We start from the raw sequence: 14679 nt of genomic DNA, 5'->3' as shown, positions 1-14679 counted from the left end.
CCATACAGCCAAAAGGGAGGAAAACCATGTTCACGACCAGAATTCTGTGCACCGCCGCCGTGATTGCCATGACGGCCACGGGCGCCATGGCCGATGATATGCAACAGGTCACATTCGCGCAGCCAAGCGCATCGGCCATCAACTCGTTTCCCGTATTTATCGCCATTGGCGAGGGATATTTCGCCGAGGAGGGTATCGAGGTCAACGTCGAGACCGTGAACGGATCGGGTTCGGTCCTGCAGGCGTTGGCTGCCGGTCAGGCCGATTTCGGGCGCCCAGGCCCCGGTCCCCTGTTGACGGCGCGGTCTCGGGGGGTGGATGCGGTCTTTATCTACAACACCGCCGCGCGCGCCAATTTCGGCCTGATGGTTCAGGAAGACAGCCCCTATCAGACGCCCAAAGACCTTGCGGGACAGGTGATCGGATCGGGCACCGCCGACGGCGCCGAGGTCGGCTTTGCCCGTAACGTCATGAGCGGGTCGGGCCTTGAGGCCGGCGATGACTATACCCTGATGACAGTGGGTGATGGCGGCCCTGCCACGGCGGCTTTCCTGCGCGACGAAATCGCCGCATACTCTGCATCGGTCGCAGATGCCGCCACCCTGGTCCAGCGCGGCGTCGCGTTGCGCGACTTGACCCCGGACGAGTTCGCGCGCTTTTTCGGCAATGGCATTGTCACCATGAACGAGACAATCCAGACCGACCCCGAACTGGTCCAGAAATTCTTGCGCGGCGTTCATCGCGGCATGATCTTTGCTATGGACGAGGCGAACCGCGAAACCAGCCTTGATCACTTTGCCGCCGGTTTCCCGCAGGAAATCGAGGATCGCGACTTTGCGTCAGCGCTGTTCACCGCTGTGCGCTCCAAATCCATCCCAATCGATCCGGATTCCAGCTATGGCTATATTCCGGCCGCCGTCTGGTCGGAATGGCAGGACAGCCTGATCGCCAATGGTGACCTGTCCGAACCGTTGGACGATCTGGACGCGGTCTTTACCAACCAGTTCGTCGAGCAGATCAGCGCGGAGATGGAGTGATGGCCGCGCTTGCGAGAAAGGTGGCGCCGTTGCGCGGATCGCCTGATGCACGGACGGTCTATGAACTGACGGGTGTAGGCAAGACCTATGCCCGCAACCGTGTCCACGCGCTGGAGGGGATATCGCTATCCCTGCACCGTGGCAGCTTTTCATCAGTGATCGGGTCGTCGGGCTGCGGGAAATCGACCCTGCTCAAGATCATGGCGGGACTGACCCCGCCTTCCGCCGGTCGGGTGACGATCAACGGTGAGCCCGTGATGGGCCCGCGCCGCGATATCGGCATGATGTTTCAGCAAGCGACCCTGTTTCCATGGCGCACGACGCTGGAAAACGTGCTGCTGCCGATTGAGATCCGCGACGGCAAGGCTGCCGCCCGCAAGGCCCGCGACCGCGGCGCGGCATTGCTGAAGCTGGTCGGCTTGGAGGGGTTCGAGACCGTCTACCCAAACGAATTGTCGGGCGGCATGGCACAACGCGCGGCGATCTGTCGAATGCTGGTCACCGAACCCGACATGATTTTGCTGGACGAGCCGTTTTCCGCGCTGGATGAGATTTCCCGTGATTTCATGAATATGGAACTGCAGCGCATCTGCATGGGAACCAACGCAACGGCCTTTCTGGTCACGCATTCCATCGCGGAGGCGGTGATCCTATCGGACCATGTCTATGTTCTGGCCCCGCGCCCCGGTCGCATCGCCGAGGTGATCGAAATCGACCTTCCCCGGCCCCGCACGCTGGACATGATCACCACGCCCAGATTTGGCGCGCTGGTCGAGCGCATCCGCACCCGTCTGGATAAGGGGGATTTCTGATGACCGATATGGACAGCCAACAGGTCACCGATACCGTCTGGCAGGAAAAAGTCAGCTTTATCGATTACATTCCACGCCCGGTCCAGCTTATCTTCGTCGCCGTGGTCTTTATCGGCATCTGGCAGATGCTGACGATGTCCGACCTGGTGCCCCCGATCATCCTGCCGACGCCGCTGGAGACGTTGTATGACATGATCTTCGTGGGTCGCAACATCCTGTCGGGCGATTACATGGCCGTGTCGCTGTGGACGACGGTCAAGACCGTGCTTTACGGATACGCGCTGGCCATAACCATCGGTCTGACCCTTGGCATCATCGTGGGCGAGACGTCCTTTGGAGAGCGCGCATTGATGCCCTATCTGGTGGCGATCGACACGATGCCCAAGGTGGCTTTTGCGCCGCTGTTCGTCGCTTGGCTGGGCTTTGACATCGACAGCAAGGTGGCATTGGCCGCATTCATCGCCACCTTTCCAATTGTCGTGGGCACGGCGGCGGGGCTGCATGCGCCCGATGCAAATGCCCGGATGCTGTTCAAGACCATGGGCGCGTCGCGGTGGCAGACGCTTTACAAAATGAAGATCCCGACCGGGCTGCCGCAGATATTCACCGGCCTCAAGATCGGGTCGGTCGGCGTCATGGCAGGTGCCATCACGGGCGAGTTTCTAGGCGGTGGCAACGGGTTCGGCGAACTGATCCGTGTGGCTGCATCCCAGCTGAACACGCCACGGGTGTTTTCGCTGATCCTCTTTCTGAGCTTGATCGGGCTGGCGCTGTTCGCGGCGACGGCTTGGGCGCAGCGCGTGCTGATTTTCTGGCACAAGGAACGCGCCATGGGCGAATAGGCTCGGTTGGCGAGCCCATAGCGGCCATGTGTCAGGCAGGCTCGGCAACCTTGGTCCAGTTGCCCTCGCTTCGGATCATGTCGATGATCTGCTGGTATTCGGCCCCCTCCCGGAAGGTGGGATAGGCCTCATGCGCCTCACCGAGAATATCGCGGATGAATTCGCGGGCAAGATAGTGCCAGCACTGCTCGGTCTCGCCCTTGATGGCGGGGATCCGGGCGGCGACATCATCCGGCAGGGGCAGGGCACGCCACTGGCCGGACCTGTCGAACAGATGCAGCTGGCCGCTGCCGTAATGGCCTTCGATATAAATTGCGCCCTCGCGGCCATAAAAGACGATGTGATCCTCGTGAAAGCGGGGGACCAGGCCGCCATGCTTGAACAGGACCGAGACCGGCTTGGACGCCTTCTGGCTTTCGATCCGGGCCAGCACTGTATAGGACCACTCGACATCACTTTTGCCCCATTCCAGGGACGGGTCGTTCAGATCCGTAGGCATGAAATCGCGGCGGGTGGCAAAGTTATGGACACCCGAGACGATAGGCGCCCGGCCCAGATCGTCGCGCACCTCGCCCATCACCGACAAGATGCGGTCGCCCAGAACCGAAGTCACGATGGACAGCGTATGGGTGAAATTGTTGTTCAGCCGCCCGCCGCCATCTTCGCGGCGATGCGACCATCCAAAGGGAATGCCGCGTTCCAGATTGAAATGCGATATGCACTCGACCTCGGTGGGTTCACCTATCACTCCTTCGGCCACCAGTTTTTTCGCGTGAAGCACGCCGGGAGCATAGCGGAAACTGGCGGCGTAGGCGGTCTTGACGCCCGCCTGCTGGGCAAGGCGATGCAATTCGATCGCGGTGTCGCTGGTCGCGGTCATCGGCTTGTCGCAAAAGACATGCGCACCATGGGCGATCGCCTGTTTGATCGGTTCATAATGCGCCCCACCGGGTGTCGCGATGGACACGATGTCGGGCAGGCATTCTCTCAGCGCGTGCTGCCAATCGGTGCCGGCATGAGGAATGCTCAGCTTTTGCGCGACCTCGGCCACCACATGGGGGGTGCGCCCCACAATGCCCGTGATTTCAGCGCCCGCCGCACGAAATGCCTGTGCGTGACCTTCGGCGGCAAAGCCCGTTCCTGCGATAAGTACCTTCAATTCCATTCCCCCTGCATCGGTCCCATCGGATTCACGCGCGCTGCCCGCTGGCCTTGTCGAAGACGTGGATCTGGTCGGGATCGATCGACACTTGGATATCCTGCCCCGCTTGTAGATCCAGCCCCCCTTCCAGCACGGCCATCATGGTGATGCTTTCCATGTCGAAAGTGACATGGGTCTGCGCGCCGGTCGGTTCGACCAATGTGATGCGGCCGGGCAGCATGGCCGCACCCGGCCCCAGCCTCAGATGTTCAGGGCGCAGGCCGACGACGACAGGCTGCCCTTCACGTAGCGTATGACCGGCCCCAAGTGGCAAAACCTGTCCCCCGGTCAGCTGCGCTGTCGGGCCGGTATCGGAATTGACGATGACCGCGTCTGCCATGTTGATCGACGGCGTGCCGATAAAGCCCGCGACGAACAGGTTGTCAGGCTTGTTGTACAGCTCGATCGGGCGGCCGACCTGTTCGATCGTGCCACCGCTGAGGATCACGACGCGGTCGGCCAATGTCATCGCTTCGATCTGGTCATGAGTGACATAGATCGAAGTCGTCTTGACCCGCTGGTGTAACGTCTTGATCTCCGACCGCATCTGAACGCGCAGCTTGGCATCCAGGTTGGATAGCGGCTCGTCGAACAGGAACGCGGCCGGATCGCGCACGATGGCCCGGCCCATGGCGACGCGCTGACGTTGGCCGCCCGACAGCTGACCAGGCTTGCGGTCTAACAGCTTGTCCAGTTCCAGCAGGCGGGCGACGTCTTCGACCTTGGCGTCGATTTCCTTGCGCCCCAGCCCCGACAGTTTCAGGTTGAAGCCCATGTTCCGCGCCACGGTCATATGCGGATAAAGCGCATAGTTCTGAAACACCATTGCGATGTTGCGTTCGCGGGGGGTCATGTGGTTGACGATCTTGCCGTCTATCCTGATCTCGCCGTCGCTGGCGGGTTCCAGCCCCGATATGATGCGCAGCAGGGTGGATTTGCCACATCCCGACGGTCCGACGAGGGCCACGAATTCGCCATCCTCGATCTTGAGGTCGATGCCGTGGATGACCTCGACGGCACCAAAGGCCTTTTTCAGGCCGGTAATCTCAACAGAAGCCATGTTCCCTCCCTTTTCTAATGCATTTTCAACGCATGTCGGGTCGGCTTGTCCTCCTCAGGCAAGCTGCGCGGCCCGTTCCGGTCTAATTTCCTGAAGCAGAGGCTGACCAGCCAGAAAGCGGCGAACCTCCTCGACTGCGGACAACCCTTGCATCACATAGGTATCGCGCGTGTGACCTGCGCAATGAGGCGAAAGATAGACGTTGGGCATATCGCGCAATTCGTCTGTCATCGGCAGGGGTTCGGCATCGAATGTGTCCAGCGCGGCAAAGATCCGCCCCTGACGCAGCGCCGCGACCATCGCCCCTGGCTGGATCAGTCCCGCGCGAGCGGTGTTCACCAACAGGCCGCCATCGGGCATGGATTGCAGGTAGGTGCCGGTAATCATGCCCTTGGTCGCGGGCAGATCCGCCGCATGCAGCGTGACGATGCTGCATTCCCGAAACAGCGTGTCCAGGTCCATCGGGGTCACGCCAATCGCCCGCGCTTGATCGGGGTTCAGCAGCGGGTCGTATGCCGCGATCCGGCAGCCAAACGGGCGCAGCAGGTCCAGCACCAGCCGTCCGACATAGCCCAACCCCACGATGCCGACCTGCTGCGCCGCCAACAGACCGCCCAGCTTGCCGTCGCGCAGTGGGTCCCAGCCCGTGTCGTCGCGCAGGCCCGCATCCATATCGCGATGACGGCGCAGATGTGCCAGCATCTGTGTCAGCGTAAATTCGGCCACGGCCCTTGCGATGACGGGGGCGGCGTGGCTGACGCGTATCGCGCCCGATTGCAGCGCGTCGTCGATGCCCAATCGGCGGACAGAGCCTGCCGAATGCGACACAAGGCCCAAACTGCCATGCGGTGTCAGTGCGGCGGCCGGAATGACCGGGCTGCGCCAGCCGGTGATCGCGGCGGGGGCGTCACGCAACCAGGGTGCAAGATCGCCGGCAAGCGCGTCGTCGGGGACGAGCACCGGAGTCGCAAAAAGCGACAGCGCATCCATGACGGGAGGGGGCATCACGCGGAGACGCATGATCTGGGGCATCAGGATGGGAACCTTGGGCAGCGTTCGATCAGCGGTCATTGGGCCCCCTCAGCGTTTCGACGGTTGAATGGTCAGTTCCGGGACATGTGCGCGTGGCGGAAGACGCATCACGAACATGCATGCATCGGCCACGTCCTGCGGTTGCAGTGCACGCGCCCGCATGTCGGGGGTCGGCGGTGAGGGGCGCTTCTCCAGCAGCGGCGTGTCCGTCATGCCCGGCAGGATCACGGTGGCACGGATGCCGTTCTGCCATTCCTCCTCCATGATCGCATGGGTCATGGCCATCACGCCCGCCTTGGTCGCCTGATAGGCGGCCCCCGATGGGTCGGGGCGCCGCGCCGCGGTCGATGATATATTGATCAGAAGACCGCCCCCGCGATCGCGCAGTACCGGCACCACCACCTTGGCCAGGTTAAAGGCCGCGTTCAGGTTCGCGTCGATCATCCCCGACCAGCTGTCCTGACTAAGTTCGTCAAACGAACGGCGGGCGATGTTGATGCCGATGAAATTTACCAACGTATCGACCCCTGCCAGCAGGTCCGCGTGACCCGCCAAGGCCTGCGACAGGGCAGGGGCGTCAGCAGCATCGGCCAGGATCGCATCGACGCGGCCCGGCCCCATTTCCGCGATCTGCGCCACAACGTCGCTCATGCGGTCGGCGTTTCGCCCCAACAGGATCAGGTTCGCGCCCGCCGCCGCCGCCGCCACGGCGGTTGAATGGCCCATGCCACTGGTGGCCCCGGCGATCAGGATGGTGCGCCCGGTCATGTCCTGGATGTTTGTCATGTCGCAATGACCTTTTGTTTGCGGGGGATTTCGTTCGGATGAGCGGTCGATGATCGGACGATCAGCTCGGGGCGCAGCTCGACATTGCGGTCAGGGGCCTCGATTTTGGATTCAAGCGACCGGATCAGCTTTGCGACCACCAGCTGCGCCATTTTTTCCAGCGGCTGTTGGACCGTCGTCAGAGGCGGCGACATCACCTTGGCAAGATAGATGTCGTCGAACCCCACCACGGACAGATCCTGTGGAACGCGGTAACCCAGTTCCCGCGCCCCAGACAGCGCACCGATCGCATACATGTCGTTTACGCAAAAAACGGCCGTCGGCGGATCGTCCTGGGTCAGCAACTCGCGGATGGCCGACCGCCCTAGCTCAGCCGCCTGGCTGTCGCCAAAGCCGGTCGCGGTGCGCCCCAGCCACAGCAGGTCATCGCCTATTTGCAGGCCGGCGCGGTCCAGTTCGACGCGCAGGCCCTCAAGCCTGGCGATCCGGCTGGCCGTGCCAATCGGCCCCGAGATGAAACCGATGCGCCGATGGCCCTGTCCAATCAGATGGCGGGCCGCCATGCGTGCGCCGGCTTCCTGATCGACACTGACTGAACAGGCCAGCAGGTCCTGAATGCCTTGGGTGTTGCGGTCAAAGGCCGCAATGCACATTCCCTTTTCGGCATGCCGGCGCAGATGGTCCAGCGACACCGGCGACGATCCTAAGATCACGCCCCGGATCCCCGACCCATGGAGCGAGGTCAGATAGCTGTCCTCGGCCTCGGGGTCGCGCTCGGCATTGCAGATCAGCACCTGATAGCCGCGCGCCTTGGCCTCTTTTTCGATCATCTGCGAGGCGTTGCCCCAGAACGGGTTCGCGACCGAGGGAACGATCAGCCCCAATGTACGGATCTGGCCTGATTGCAGCTGTCGGGCGACGGCATTCGGCGTATATTTCAGGTCCGCGATTGCATCCTGAACCCGACGAAGTGTCTGATCGGCCATCTTGGCATGTCTGCCATTTATGACGTTCGAAACGGTGCTGACGGATACGCCAGCTCTTTTTGCAACGTCCTTGATCCCTGCCATCGGCATTGGTCCTTGATATCGTCGTGATGGTGAATGGCGCAGTTCCGCAAATCAAAGGTAATACGTTACACAAGACTAGTCCGACTATGCATCGAACTGCCAGTGCCGTTTTTCGGATCGCTAATGTTTCGCGTATATTACTGTAATAAAACTACTAAATATATCAAATGACACATTCACGGCTGCATGGACCAACCCCGATCGTCGACAAGAGCCTGCTCGTTAGTTTTCACGTTCTGCAGAATCCCGCTAGAATCGTTCGACATGAGTGTATCGTTGCACTAGGCTTTGATTCGGAGGATGTGCCCGAGGGAGGTCGGTCTGTGCGTCCGCTGCGGCACATGTGCATCACAACCATGGGAGGGGACGATGACGACATCTCGAACACGCAGGCATTTCCTGGCGCAGGGCTCGGCGGCCATCGGGGCGTTCGCGCTCTACGTCGGGCCGCGCGGGGCGGCAGCGCAGGGCACTACGGATATCCGGTTCAGTGGGTTTGTCGAATCCGAGGAGCAGTTGGCGACCACGCTGAAGGTTCTGAAGGCCTATCAGGCCAAGAATCCAGACGTGCGGATCATGCCGGAATTTTCCAGCTTTCGGTCGTTCACTGACAAGCTGGCAACCGAGGCCGCCGGTGGCAATGCGCCCGACATGTTCAGCGTCAACGTCGACCTTCTGGCTGAATATGCCGCGCGTGGTGTTCTGACGCCGCTGACTGACTGGATCCCCGATCCCTTCGATTTGTCGGGTTACCAGGATGGCAGCGTCTTTTCCTGCACCTATGACGACAAGATTTTTGCGATGCCGAACGACGCCATCGCAACGGCCATGTTCTACAATCCCGCCAAATTCGAGGAGGTTGGCGTTGCTGTCCCCGACAAGTTCTATACGTGGGAACAGCTGCATGAAACGGCCGTCGCGCTTGGCAAGGAACATGGCCGAGGCTTTTGGGGCGTCGAGGATGGCGGTGGCAACAACCTGCCCTGCGACATCTTCCTGCGCGCCCGCGGCAAGTCGCTGTTCACCCCTGAACATACCATCGGTTTCGCCCCCGAAGATCTCGCCGAGTGGTTCCAGTATTGGGAGGACATGCGCCAGGCGGGCGGATCGCCACCGGCAGATGTCCAGGCTCAGGCGGGCGACAACTCTGCCTCGCTTGGCATTGTGCGCGGACGGGCTGCGATGCTGGTCCAGACCACCGACAGTTTCGTGGGCATCGGCGCTCTGATGGACGACCCATTGGAGCTGATGATGATGCCCAACGGTTTTGAGGGCGACCAGATGCGCAATCACCACTATGACTATGCCGGCAACTCAACCGGGATCTGGGCCAATGCATCCGACAAGGATCTGTGCGTCGACATCATCCGGTTCATGCATTTCGATCCCGAGGGGGTCGAGCTTTACTATAACGGCAGCGGCATGATCCCGGCATCGACAGCGGGTCTTGAAAACTTCGGGACCAACGGCACTGATGCCGAAAAGAAGCTGGTCGCCTATCTGCGGATGCTGCGCGAGGACCCCGCGCCGTCACGACGCCCGGGCGTCGGTGGTCTGGGGGGCATGTTCCGGCGCGCCAACGAGGCCGTGGCCTTTGGTGACGCCACTGCACTGGACGCTGCGCAATCCGTCGCAACAGAAATCGAACAAAAACTGTCGGCGTTGAGCAACTGACGGGCACATGCACCCCTGTCGGCTCAAGCCGCAGGGGTCCGCGCAGGGGGCTCATGGGGCCACAACGATGGAGGAACGCGTGCGCAGCACCAAGAACCTCAGGAAGCGGCAAAACGGGGTGGCATTCCTGTTCCTGTCGCCCTGGCTGATCGGGTTTACGCTTTTGACATTGGGGCCGATCATGGGATCGCTTTACCTGTCATTCACCGATTATGACCTGTTCAGCAAACCTGAATGGGCCGGATTGGACAATTACGCCCGATTGGTGGGCGGCGATCCACGCTATATCCAGTCGCTGATGGTCACGCTGAACTATGTCGTGTTCTCGGTTCCGCTGAAACTGGGTTTTGCGCTGTTCATCGCGTTGATCCTGAACCGTGGTTTGCGCGGGTTGGGCTTCTACCGCTCGGTTTTCTATCTGCCATCGCTGCTGGGGGGCAGTGTTGCGGTCGCGCTGATGTGGCGCCAGATCTTTTCCTATGACGGGATCATCAACCAGTTTCTGTGGAACTACCTGGGCTATGACGCGCCCAGCTGGATCACCAATCCCGACTATGCGCTTGGGACGCTGGTGCTGTTGGCGGCCTGGCAGTTCGGGGCCCCGATGGTCATCTTTCTGGCAGGGCTGAAGCAGATACCGCAGGACATGTACGACGCCGCCGCCATCGATGGCGCGCGTCCCATGCAGCAGTTCGTTTTTGTCACCATTCCGCTGCTGACGCCGATCATCTTTTTCAACTTTGTCATGCAGACGATCGGCGCGTTCCAGGCCTTTACACCGTCCTACATCATTTCGGACGGTACGGGCGGACCGGCGGATTCCACGTTGTTCTATACGCTTTATCTGTATGAACAGGCCTTTACGAATTTTGAGATGGGCTATGCATCTGCCATTGCATGGGTGCTGGTCGCGATCATTGCAGGTGCCACGTCGATTTCCTTCCTAACGGCGAAATACTGGGTTCATTACGGGGATGAGGGCTGATGAGCGACATGACCAACCCTGGGGCGTTCCAGGTCAACCACGTCGCCGCCGGCAAAAAGGCGCGGTCGGGGCTGTGGATGCACGTCTTTCTGGTCCTGTTCGGGATCATCATGCTGTATCCGCTGGTCTGGCTGGCCGTCAGTTCGTTCAAGCCATCTGGGATCATCTTTTCCGATACCAGCATCATCCCACGCCATTTCGAATGGGAAAACTATGCACGGGGCTGGGCCGGCGTGGCCGCACCCTTCAAGACGTTCTTTCTGAACAGCTTTGTCATTTCGGCGTTGGCGGTGATCGGGAACTGCCTGTCCTGTTCGTTCGTGGCCTATGCGTTCGCGCGGCTTGATTTTAGCTTCAAGAAGCCGCTGTTCGCACTGATGTTGATGACCATCATGCTGCCGGTTCATGCGACGCTGATCCCGCAATACGTGCTGTTCAACGCCTTCGGCTGGATCAACACGATCCTGCCCATCGTCACGCCTAAGTTTCTGGCGGTCGAGGCATTCTTCATCTTTCTGATGATCCAGTTCATCCGCGGTATCCCGCGCGAACTGGACGAGGCCGCCGCCATCGACGGGGCAGGACCGATCCGCGTGTATTTTGCGATCATCCTGCCGCTGATGTCACCCGCCCTGGTGACCACGGCGGTGTTTTCGTTCCTGTGGACGTATGAGGATTTCCTGTCGCCGCTCATCTATCTGACCTCGATCGAGAATTACGTGGTCCCGCAGGGTTTGCGCCTGCTGCAAGCCGCCCGAGGGTCCAGTTCATGGGGGCCGATGCTGGCGATGTCTTTGCTGTCGCTAGTGCCGATGTTCATCGTGTTCTTCATCTTCCAGCGCAAGCTGATCGACGGGATCGCGACCACGGGGCTGAAAGGATGACCATGACACAAGATGACGCGCCAAAGATCACGGTCTTTACCAAGCCCTGGACCGAACCGCTGGATGCACTGGCCCCCAAGCTGGCCAAAATGGGGTTCGACGGCGTCGAACTGGCCGTCAGGCCGGGATATCAGGTCGTGCCCGAAAAGGTCGCGCAGGACCTGCCAGATGCCGTCCGCCTGCTGGGCGATCACGGGCTCGCGGTCCCCAGTATCGCAGCCGATATCGATGAGACAACCATCGCTGCCTGTGGCGAAGCCGGGGTTCGGATGATCCGCATCTGTGCGCCCGTCGACATGGGGATCGGCTATCGCGCGTCAGTCGACCAATATCGGCGCAACTTTGACAAGGTGCTGCCGATGCTGGACCGCGCAGGCGTCGCTATCGGCGTCCAGAACCATTCGGGCGTGCATGTCGCAAGCGCGGTGGGACTGACGCATCTGCTGGGCGATTACGATCCCCGCCTTGTTTGCGGTGTGCTGGATATGGCCCATTGCGCCGTCGACGGTGAACCGGTGGAAATGGCCGTCGATATTGCATGGCCGCATCTGAATGGGTTGGTGAACTTCAAAGCCGCCTGCCATCTGCGCACGACCGGCCCCGAGGAACAGGCCCGATACGCGGTGCATTGGACCACCCATGACCATGGCGGATATGACTGGAGAGACCTGGTGGCGTCGCTGCATGCACGGGGGTTTCGAGGCAGTTTTTGCATGCCTGCCGAGTACAACAAACAAGCGGGCCAGCACGGCCAGCGGATGGGCGACGACGTGATACCGCTTCTGCGCCGCGACCTGGCCCATCTGCGGATGCTGCGCGACGAATATTACGGGCAGGCCGCCGGATGATGGCCCCCGACTGCGAGATTACCATACGAAGGCAGAAAGCATGAGAACAGGCAGGAATCTGGTCATCACCGATGTCAGGGTCATCCTTTGCAGCCCGGGGCGAAACTTTGTCACGGTCAAGATCGTGACCGAAAGCGGTATCTATGGCCTTGGCGATGCCACGGTGAACGGCCGTGAAATGGCCGTGGCGACCTATCTGCGCGAACATGTTGCGCCTTGCCTGATTGGCCGCAACGCCCATGATATCGAAGATATCTGGCAGTACCTCTACAAGGGTGTCTATTGGCGGCGCGGTCCGATCAACATGGCATGCGTGGGTGCCGTGGACATGGCGCTGTGGGACATCAAGGGCAAAGCTGCGGACCTGCCGGTCTATGAATTGCTAGGCGGGCGCAGCCGTCGGGCCATTGGCACCTATGCCCATGCCACTGGCAATACGATCGACGACACGTTGACCCGCGCCGAGGAACTGATGGGGCAGGGCTTTCAGGCGATCCGCCTGCAAACGGCCGTGCCCGGCCTTGACGGCAGTTATGGCGTACTGGGCGACAAAAAGGATTACTTTGAACTGCAAAGCGATCGCCCTCTGCCACCGGAACATCCTTGGTCGACCCGTAAATATATGAACTCGATCGAGGAGTTGTTCCGCGAGGCGCGCGCCCGTCACGGTCAGGACATTCAACTGCTGCACGATGTCCACAGCCGCCTGACACCCATCGAGGCCGCAAAGCTGGGCAAGATGCTGGAACCCCACGACCTGTTGTTCCTGGAAGACGCGGTAGCGGCGGAAAACCAGGAAAGCTATCGCATCATCCGCGAACACACCACGACACCGCTGGCCATAGGCGAGATCTACAACACGATCTGGGATTGCAAGGAACTGATCCAGAACCAGTGGATCGACTATATTCGTACCGCCGCGACCCATGCGGGCGGCATCACGGGTCTGCGCCGTATCGCGGATTTCGCGGCCCTGTTCCATGTCCGCATCGCGCCCCATGGCGCACCGGATCTGTCGCCGATCTGCTTTGCCGCGCAGTCGCATGTGGATATCTGGGCACCCAATTTCGGCATTCAGGAATTCGTAGGCTTCGGGAACGCGACATCCGCCGAGGTGTTTTCCCATGACTTGAAGATCACGGACGGAATGATCCATATTGGCGACAGCCCCGGCCTTGGCGTGGATTTCAACGAAACGGCCGCCGAAAAACATCCCTACAAACGGTCCTATCTGCCGGTCAGCCGTCTGGAAGACGGAACGCTCTGGAGTTGGTGACAGCTCTGCCACGGCAACACAATAAAGGTGAGAAGATGAAACAGACATTTGGCAAGACCGACCTCGAGACCACCAAAATCGTCTATGGCTGCATGGGCGGCGCGGGGGCTTTTGGCGCACAGGAAGAACAGGACTCCATCGACGCCCTGCGCGGCGCTTATGACGTGGGTATCAATTTTTTCGACACCGCCGAGGCCTATGGCAACGGTTATTCCGAACAGCTGTTGAACCGTGCGCTTGGTGACAAGCGCGACGAGATTGTGATCTCGTCCAAGGTGGGGGCGCAGAACCTTGCCCCTGACGACATCATGGCGGCCTGCGATCGCAGTCTGAAAAACCTGGGCACCGATCGCATCGACCTGTACATGCTGCATTGGCCCAACCGGAACGTCGCGCTGGAGGACAGCATCGGCGCGCTGAAGACGCTGAAGGAACAAGGCAAGATCCGTTGGTACGGGGTGTCCAATTTCGGATCCGACGACCTGGACGACGCCATGGCGCTTGGCGACATTGCCGTCGATCAGCTGCCCTATCACCTGTTCTTCCGCGCGATCGAGTTCGAGGTCCAACCCAAATGTGCTGCCGCTGGCGTGCCGATCATGTGTTATTCCTCGCTGATGCAGGGGCTGCTGGCGGGCAAGTACCGTTCGCTTCAGGATTTTCCCGTGGATCGAGCTCGCACGCGGATGTTCGACCACCGCAAATGGGCAGATGTCGTCCACAAAGAAGAGGGCGCAGAAGAGGCGGGCCAGGAACTGCTGGATGCGCTGTGGCAGATGACGGACCAGACCGGCCTTTCGATGGAGGAACTGGCCGTCGGCTGGCTAAAGTCACGTGATGCCGTCGGCGGTGTCATTGTCGGAACCCGGAATGGCGAACAGAGCCGCGGTCTCAAGAAAATGCTGGATATCGATCTGTCGCATGACATCCTTGCATCCCTTGACCAAGCCTCCGATCGCCTCAAGTGGGAACTCGGCGCAGATATCGACATGTGGGGCAAGGGCCGCACCCGATAAGCGCCATCAATCGGTTCCGACGGGGTGGACGTTGTTACAGGATTCACGTTTCGAGGTGAGCTCCCCTTACCCCGCTGATCTCATGCCACGCGCCTGATCTCGGCGGTGCCGAGTGCGTTGAAGCGGTTCATGAGTGCGACGCGGATGTGGACCTCG

At 60.6% G+C, this 14679-nt stretch carries 14 protein-coding genes; 9 read left to right on the top strand and 5 right to left on the bottom strand.

Going from position 1 to position 14679, the window contains the following annotated elements; translation table 11 throughout:
- Positions 1-26 precede the first annotated feature (26 nt).
- Genes ACJJVR_RS08290 through ACJJVR_RS08280 form a run of 3 tightly spaced genes read left to right on the top strand, consistent with a single transcriptional unit; the run spans position 27 to position 2691 of the window.
- Positions 27-1037, top strand: a complete 1011-nt coding sequence (locus ACJJVR_RS08290; RefSeq protein WP_405403715.1) for an ABC transporter substrate-binding protein — start codon at positions 27-29, stop codon at positions 1035-1037.
- A complete protein-coding gene (locus ACJJVR_RS08285) occupies positions 1037-1849 on the top strand; it encodes an ABC transporter ATP-binding protein (protein ID WP_405403714.1) in 813 nt (270 codons plus the stop codon). Before ACJJVR_RS08290 ends, ACJJVR_RS08285 begins: the two co-directional genes overlap by 1 nt.
- Positions 1849-2691, top strand: coding sequence for an ABC transporter permease (locus ACJJVR_RS08280; RefSeq protein WP_405403712.1), 843 nt, complete (start codon positions 1849-1851; stop codon positions 2689-2691). The genes ACJJVR_RS08285 and ACJJVR_RS08280 overlap by 1 nt, the downstream gene beginning before the upstream one ends.
- A 31-nt stretch (positions 2692-2722) precedes the next feature.
- On the opposite strand, the gene ACJJVR_RS08275 is transcribed toward ACJJVR_RS08280, so the two are convergent.
- From ACJJVR_RS08275 to ACJJVR_RS08255, 5 genes are read right to left on the bottom strand one after another with little or no spacing between them, the layout of a single operon-like run.
- Positions 2723-3856, bottom strand: a complete 1134-nt coding sequence (locus ACJJVR_RS08275; RefSeq protein WP_405403711.1) for a Gfo/Idh/MocA family oxidoreductase — start codon at positions 3854-3856, stop codon at positions 2723-2725.
- 25 nt (positions 3857-3881) lie between these two features.
- Positions 3882-4952: an ABC transporter ATP-binding protein gene (locus ACJJVR_RS08270; protein ID WP_405403709.1), complete on the bottom strand. Its 1071-nt coding sequence runs from the start codon at positions 4950-4952 to the stop codon at positions 3882-3884.
- A gap of 54 nt (positions 4953-5006) precedes the next feature.
- Positions 5007-6023, bottom strand: coding sequence for a hydroxyacid dehydrogenase (locus tag ACJJVR_RS08265; RefSeq protein WP_405403707.1), 1017 nt, complete (start codon positions 6021-6023; stop codon positions 5007-5009).
- 9 nt (positions 6024-6032) lie between these two features.
- Positions 6033-6770 carry an SDR family oxidoreductase gene (locus ACJJVR_RS08260; RefSeq protein WP_405403705.1) on the bottom strand — a complete coding sequence of 246 codons (738 nt, stop codon included), beginning with the start codon at positions 6768-6770 and terminating at the stop codon, positions 6033-6035.
- Positions 6767-7840, bottom strand: a complete 1074-nt coding sequence (locus ACJJVR_RS08255) for a LacI family DNA-binding transcriptional regulator (protein ID WP_405403703.1) — start codon at positions 7838-7840, stop codon at positions 6767-6769. The genes ACJJVR_RS08260 and ACJJVR_RS08255 overlap by 4 nt, the downstream gene beginning before the upstream one ends.
- Positions 7841-8209: 369 nt before the next feature.
- Between ACJJVR_RS08255 and ACJJVR_RS08250 the strand changes: the two genes are divergently transcribed.
- From ACJJVR_RS08250 to ACJJVR_RS08225, 6 genes are all read left to right on the top strand, one after another.
- Positions 8210-9514 carry an ABC transporter substrate-binding protein gene (locus tag ACJJVR_RS08250; RefSeq protein WP_405403702.1) on the top strand — a complete coding sequence of 435 codons (1305 nt, stop codon included), beginning with the start codon at positions 8210-8212 and terminating at the stop codon, positions 9512-9514.
- A gap of 67 nt (positions 9515-9581) precedes the next feature.
- Positions 9582-10499, top strand: coding sequence for a carbohydrate ABC transporter permease (locus tag ACJJVR_RS08245; protein WP_405403700.1), 918 nt, complete (start codon positions 9582-9584; stop codon positions 10497-10499).
- Positions 10499-11383, top strand: coding sequence for a carbohydrate ABC transporter permease (locus ACJJVR_RS08240; protein ID WP_405403698.1), 885 nt, complete (start codon positions 10499-10501; stop codon positions 11381-11383). Before ACJJVR_RS08245 ends, ACJJVR_RS08240 begins: the two co-directional genes overlap by 1 nt.
- A gap of 2 nt (positions 11384-11385) precedes the next feature.
- The gene (locus ACJJVR_RS08235) at positions 11386-12231 is read left to right on the top strand and encodes a sugar phosphate isomerase/epimerase family protein (protein WP_405403697.1); all 846 of its coding nucleotides are present in this window, start codon (positions 11386-11388) and stop codon (positions 12229-12231) included.
- Positions 12232-12271: 40 nt separating this feature from the next.
- Complete coding sequence (gene manD, locus ACJJVR_RS08230; RefSeq protein WP_405403696.1) at positions 12272-13507, top strand: D-mannonate dehydratase ManD; 1236 nt, start codon at positions 12272-12274, stop codon at positions 13505-13507.
- Positions 13508-13542: 35 nt separating this feature from the next.
- A complete protein-coding gene (locus tag ACJJVR_RS08225) occupies positions 13543-14523 on the top strand; it encodes an aldo/keto reductase (RefSeq protein WP_405403695.1) in 981 nt (326 codons plus the stop codon).
- Positions 14524-14679 lie beyond the last annotated feature (156 nt).

Source organism: Paracoccus sp. Ld10, from assembly GCF_045064235.1.
In the GTDB taxonomy this organism is placed as follows: Bacteria; Pseudomonadota; Alphaproteobacteria; order Rhodobacterales; family Rhodobacteraceae; genus Paracoccus.
Note: the sequence above shows the minus strand (reverse complement) of the source record. Positions and strands in the feature narration are given on the sequence as shown.

Bases quoted from the DNA above. Each gene is read 5' to 3' on its own strand.
- ACJJVR_RS08265 (WP_405403707.1), bottom strand. From the start codon at position 6,023: ATGACCGCTGATCGAACGCTGCCCAAGGTTCCCATCCTGATGCCCCAG.
- ACJJVR_RS08235 (WP_405403697.1), top strand. From the start codon at position 11,386: ATGACACAAGATGACGCGCCAAAGATCACGGTCTTTACCAAGCCCTGG.
- ACJJVR_RS08290 (WP_405403715.1), top strand. From the start codon at position 27: ATGTTCACGACCAGAATTCTGTGCACCGCCGCCGTGATTGCCATGACG.
- ACJJVR_RS08250 (WP_405403702.1), top strand. From the start codon at position 8,210: ATGACGACATCTCGAACACGCAGGCATTTCCTGGCGCAGGGCTCGGCG.
- ACJJVR_RS08270 (WP_405403709.1), bottom strand. From the start codon at position 4,952: ATGGCTTCTGTTGAGATTACCGGCCTGAAAAAGGCCTTTGGTGCCGTC.
- ACJJVR_RS08275 (WP_405403711.1), bottom strand. From the start codon at position 3,856: ATGGAATTGAAGGTACTTATCGCAGGAACGGGCTTTGCCGCCGAAGGT.
- ACJJVR_RS08285 (WP_405403714.1), top strand. From the start codon at position 1,037: ATGGCCGCGCTTGCGAGAAAGGTGGCGCCGTTGCGCGGATCGCCTGAT.
- ACJJVR_RS08245 (WP_405403700.1), top strand. From the start codon at position 9,582: ATGGAGGAACGCGTGCGCAGCACCAAGAACCTCAGGAAGCGGCAAAAC.
- ACJJVR_RS08280 (WP_405403712.1), top strand. From the start codon at position 1,849: ATGACCGATATGGACAGCCAACAGGTCACCGATACCGTCTGGCAGGAA.
- manD (WP_405403696.1), top strand. From the start codon at position 12,272: ATGAGAACAGGCAGGAATCTGGTCATCACCGATGTCAGGGTCATCCTT.
- ACJJVR_RS08225 (WP_405403695.1), top strand. From the start codon at position 13,543: ATGAAACAGACATTTGGCAAGACCGACCTCGAGACCACCAAAATCGTC.
- ACJJVR_RS08240 (WP_405403698.1), top strand. From the start codon at position 10,499: ATGAGCGACATGACCAACCCTGGGGCGTTCCAGGTCAACCACGTCGCC.
- ACJJVR_RS08260 (WP_405403705.1), bottom strand. From the start codon at position 6,770: ATGACAAACATCCAGGACATGACCGGGCGCACCATCCTGATCGCCGGG.
- ACJJVR_RS08255 (WP_405403703.1), bottom strand. From the start codon at position 7,840: ATGGCAGGGATCAAGGACGTTGCAAAAAGAGCTGGCGTATCCGTCAGC.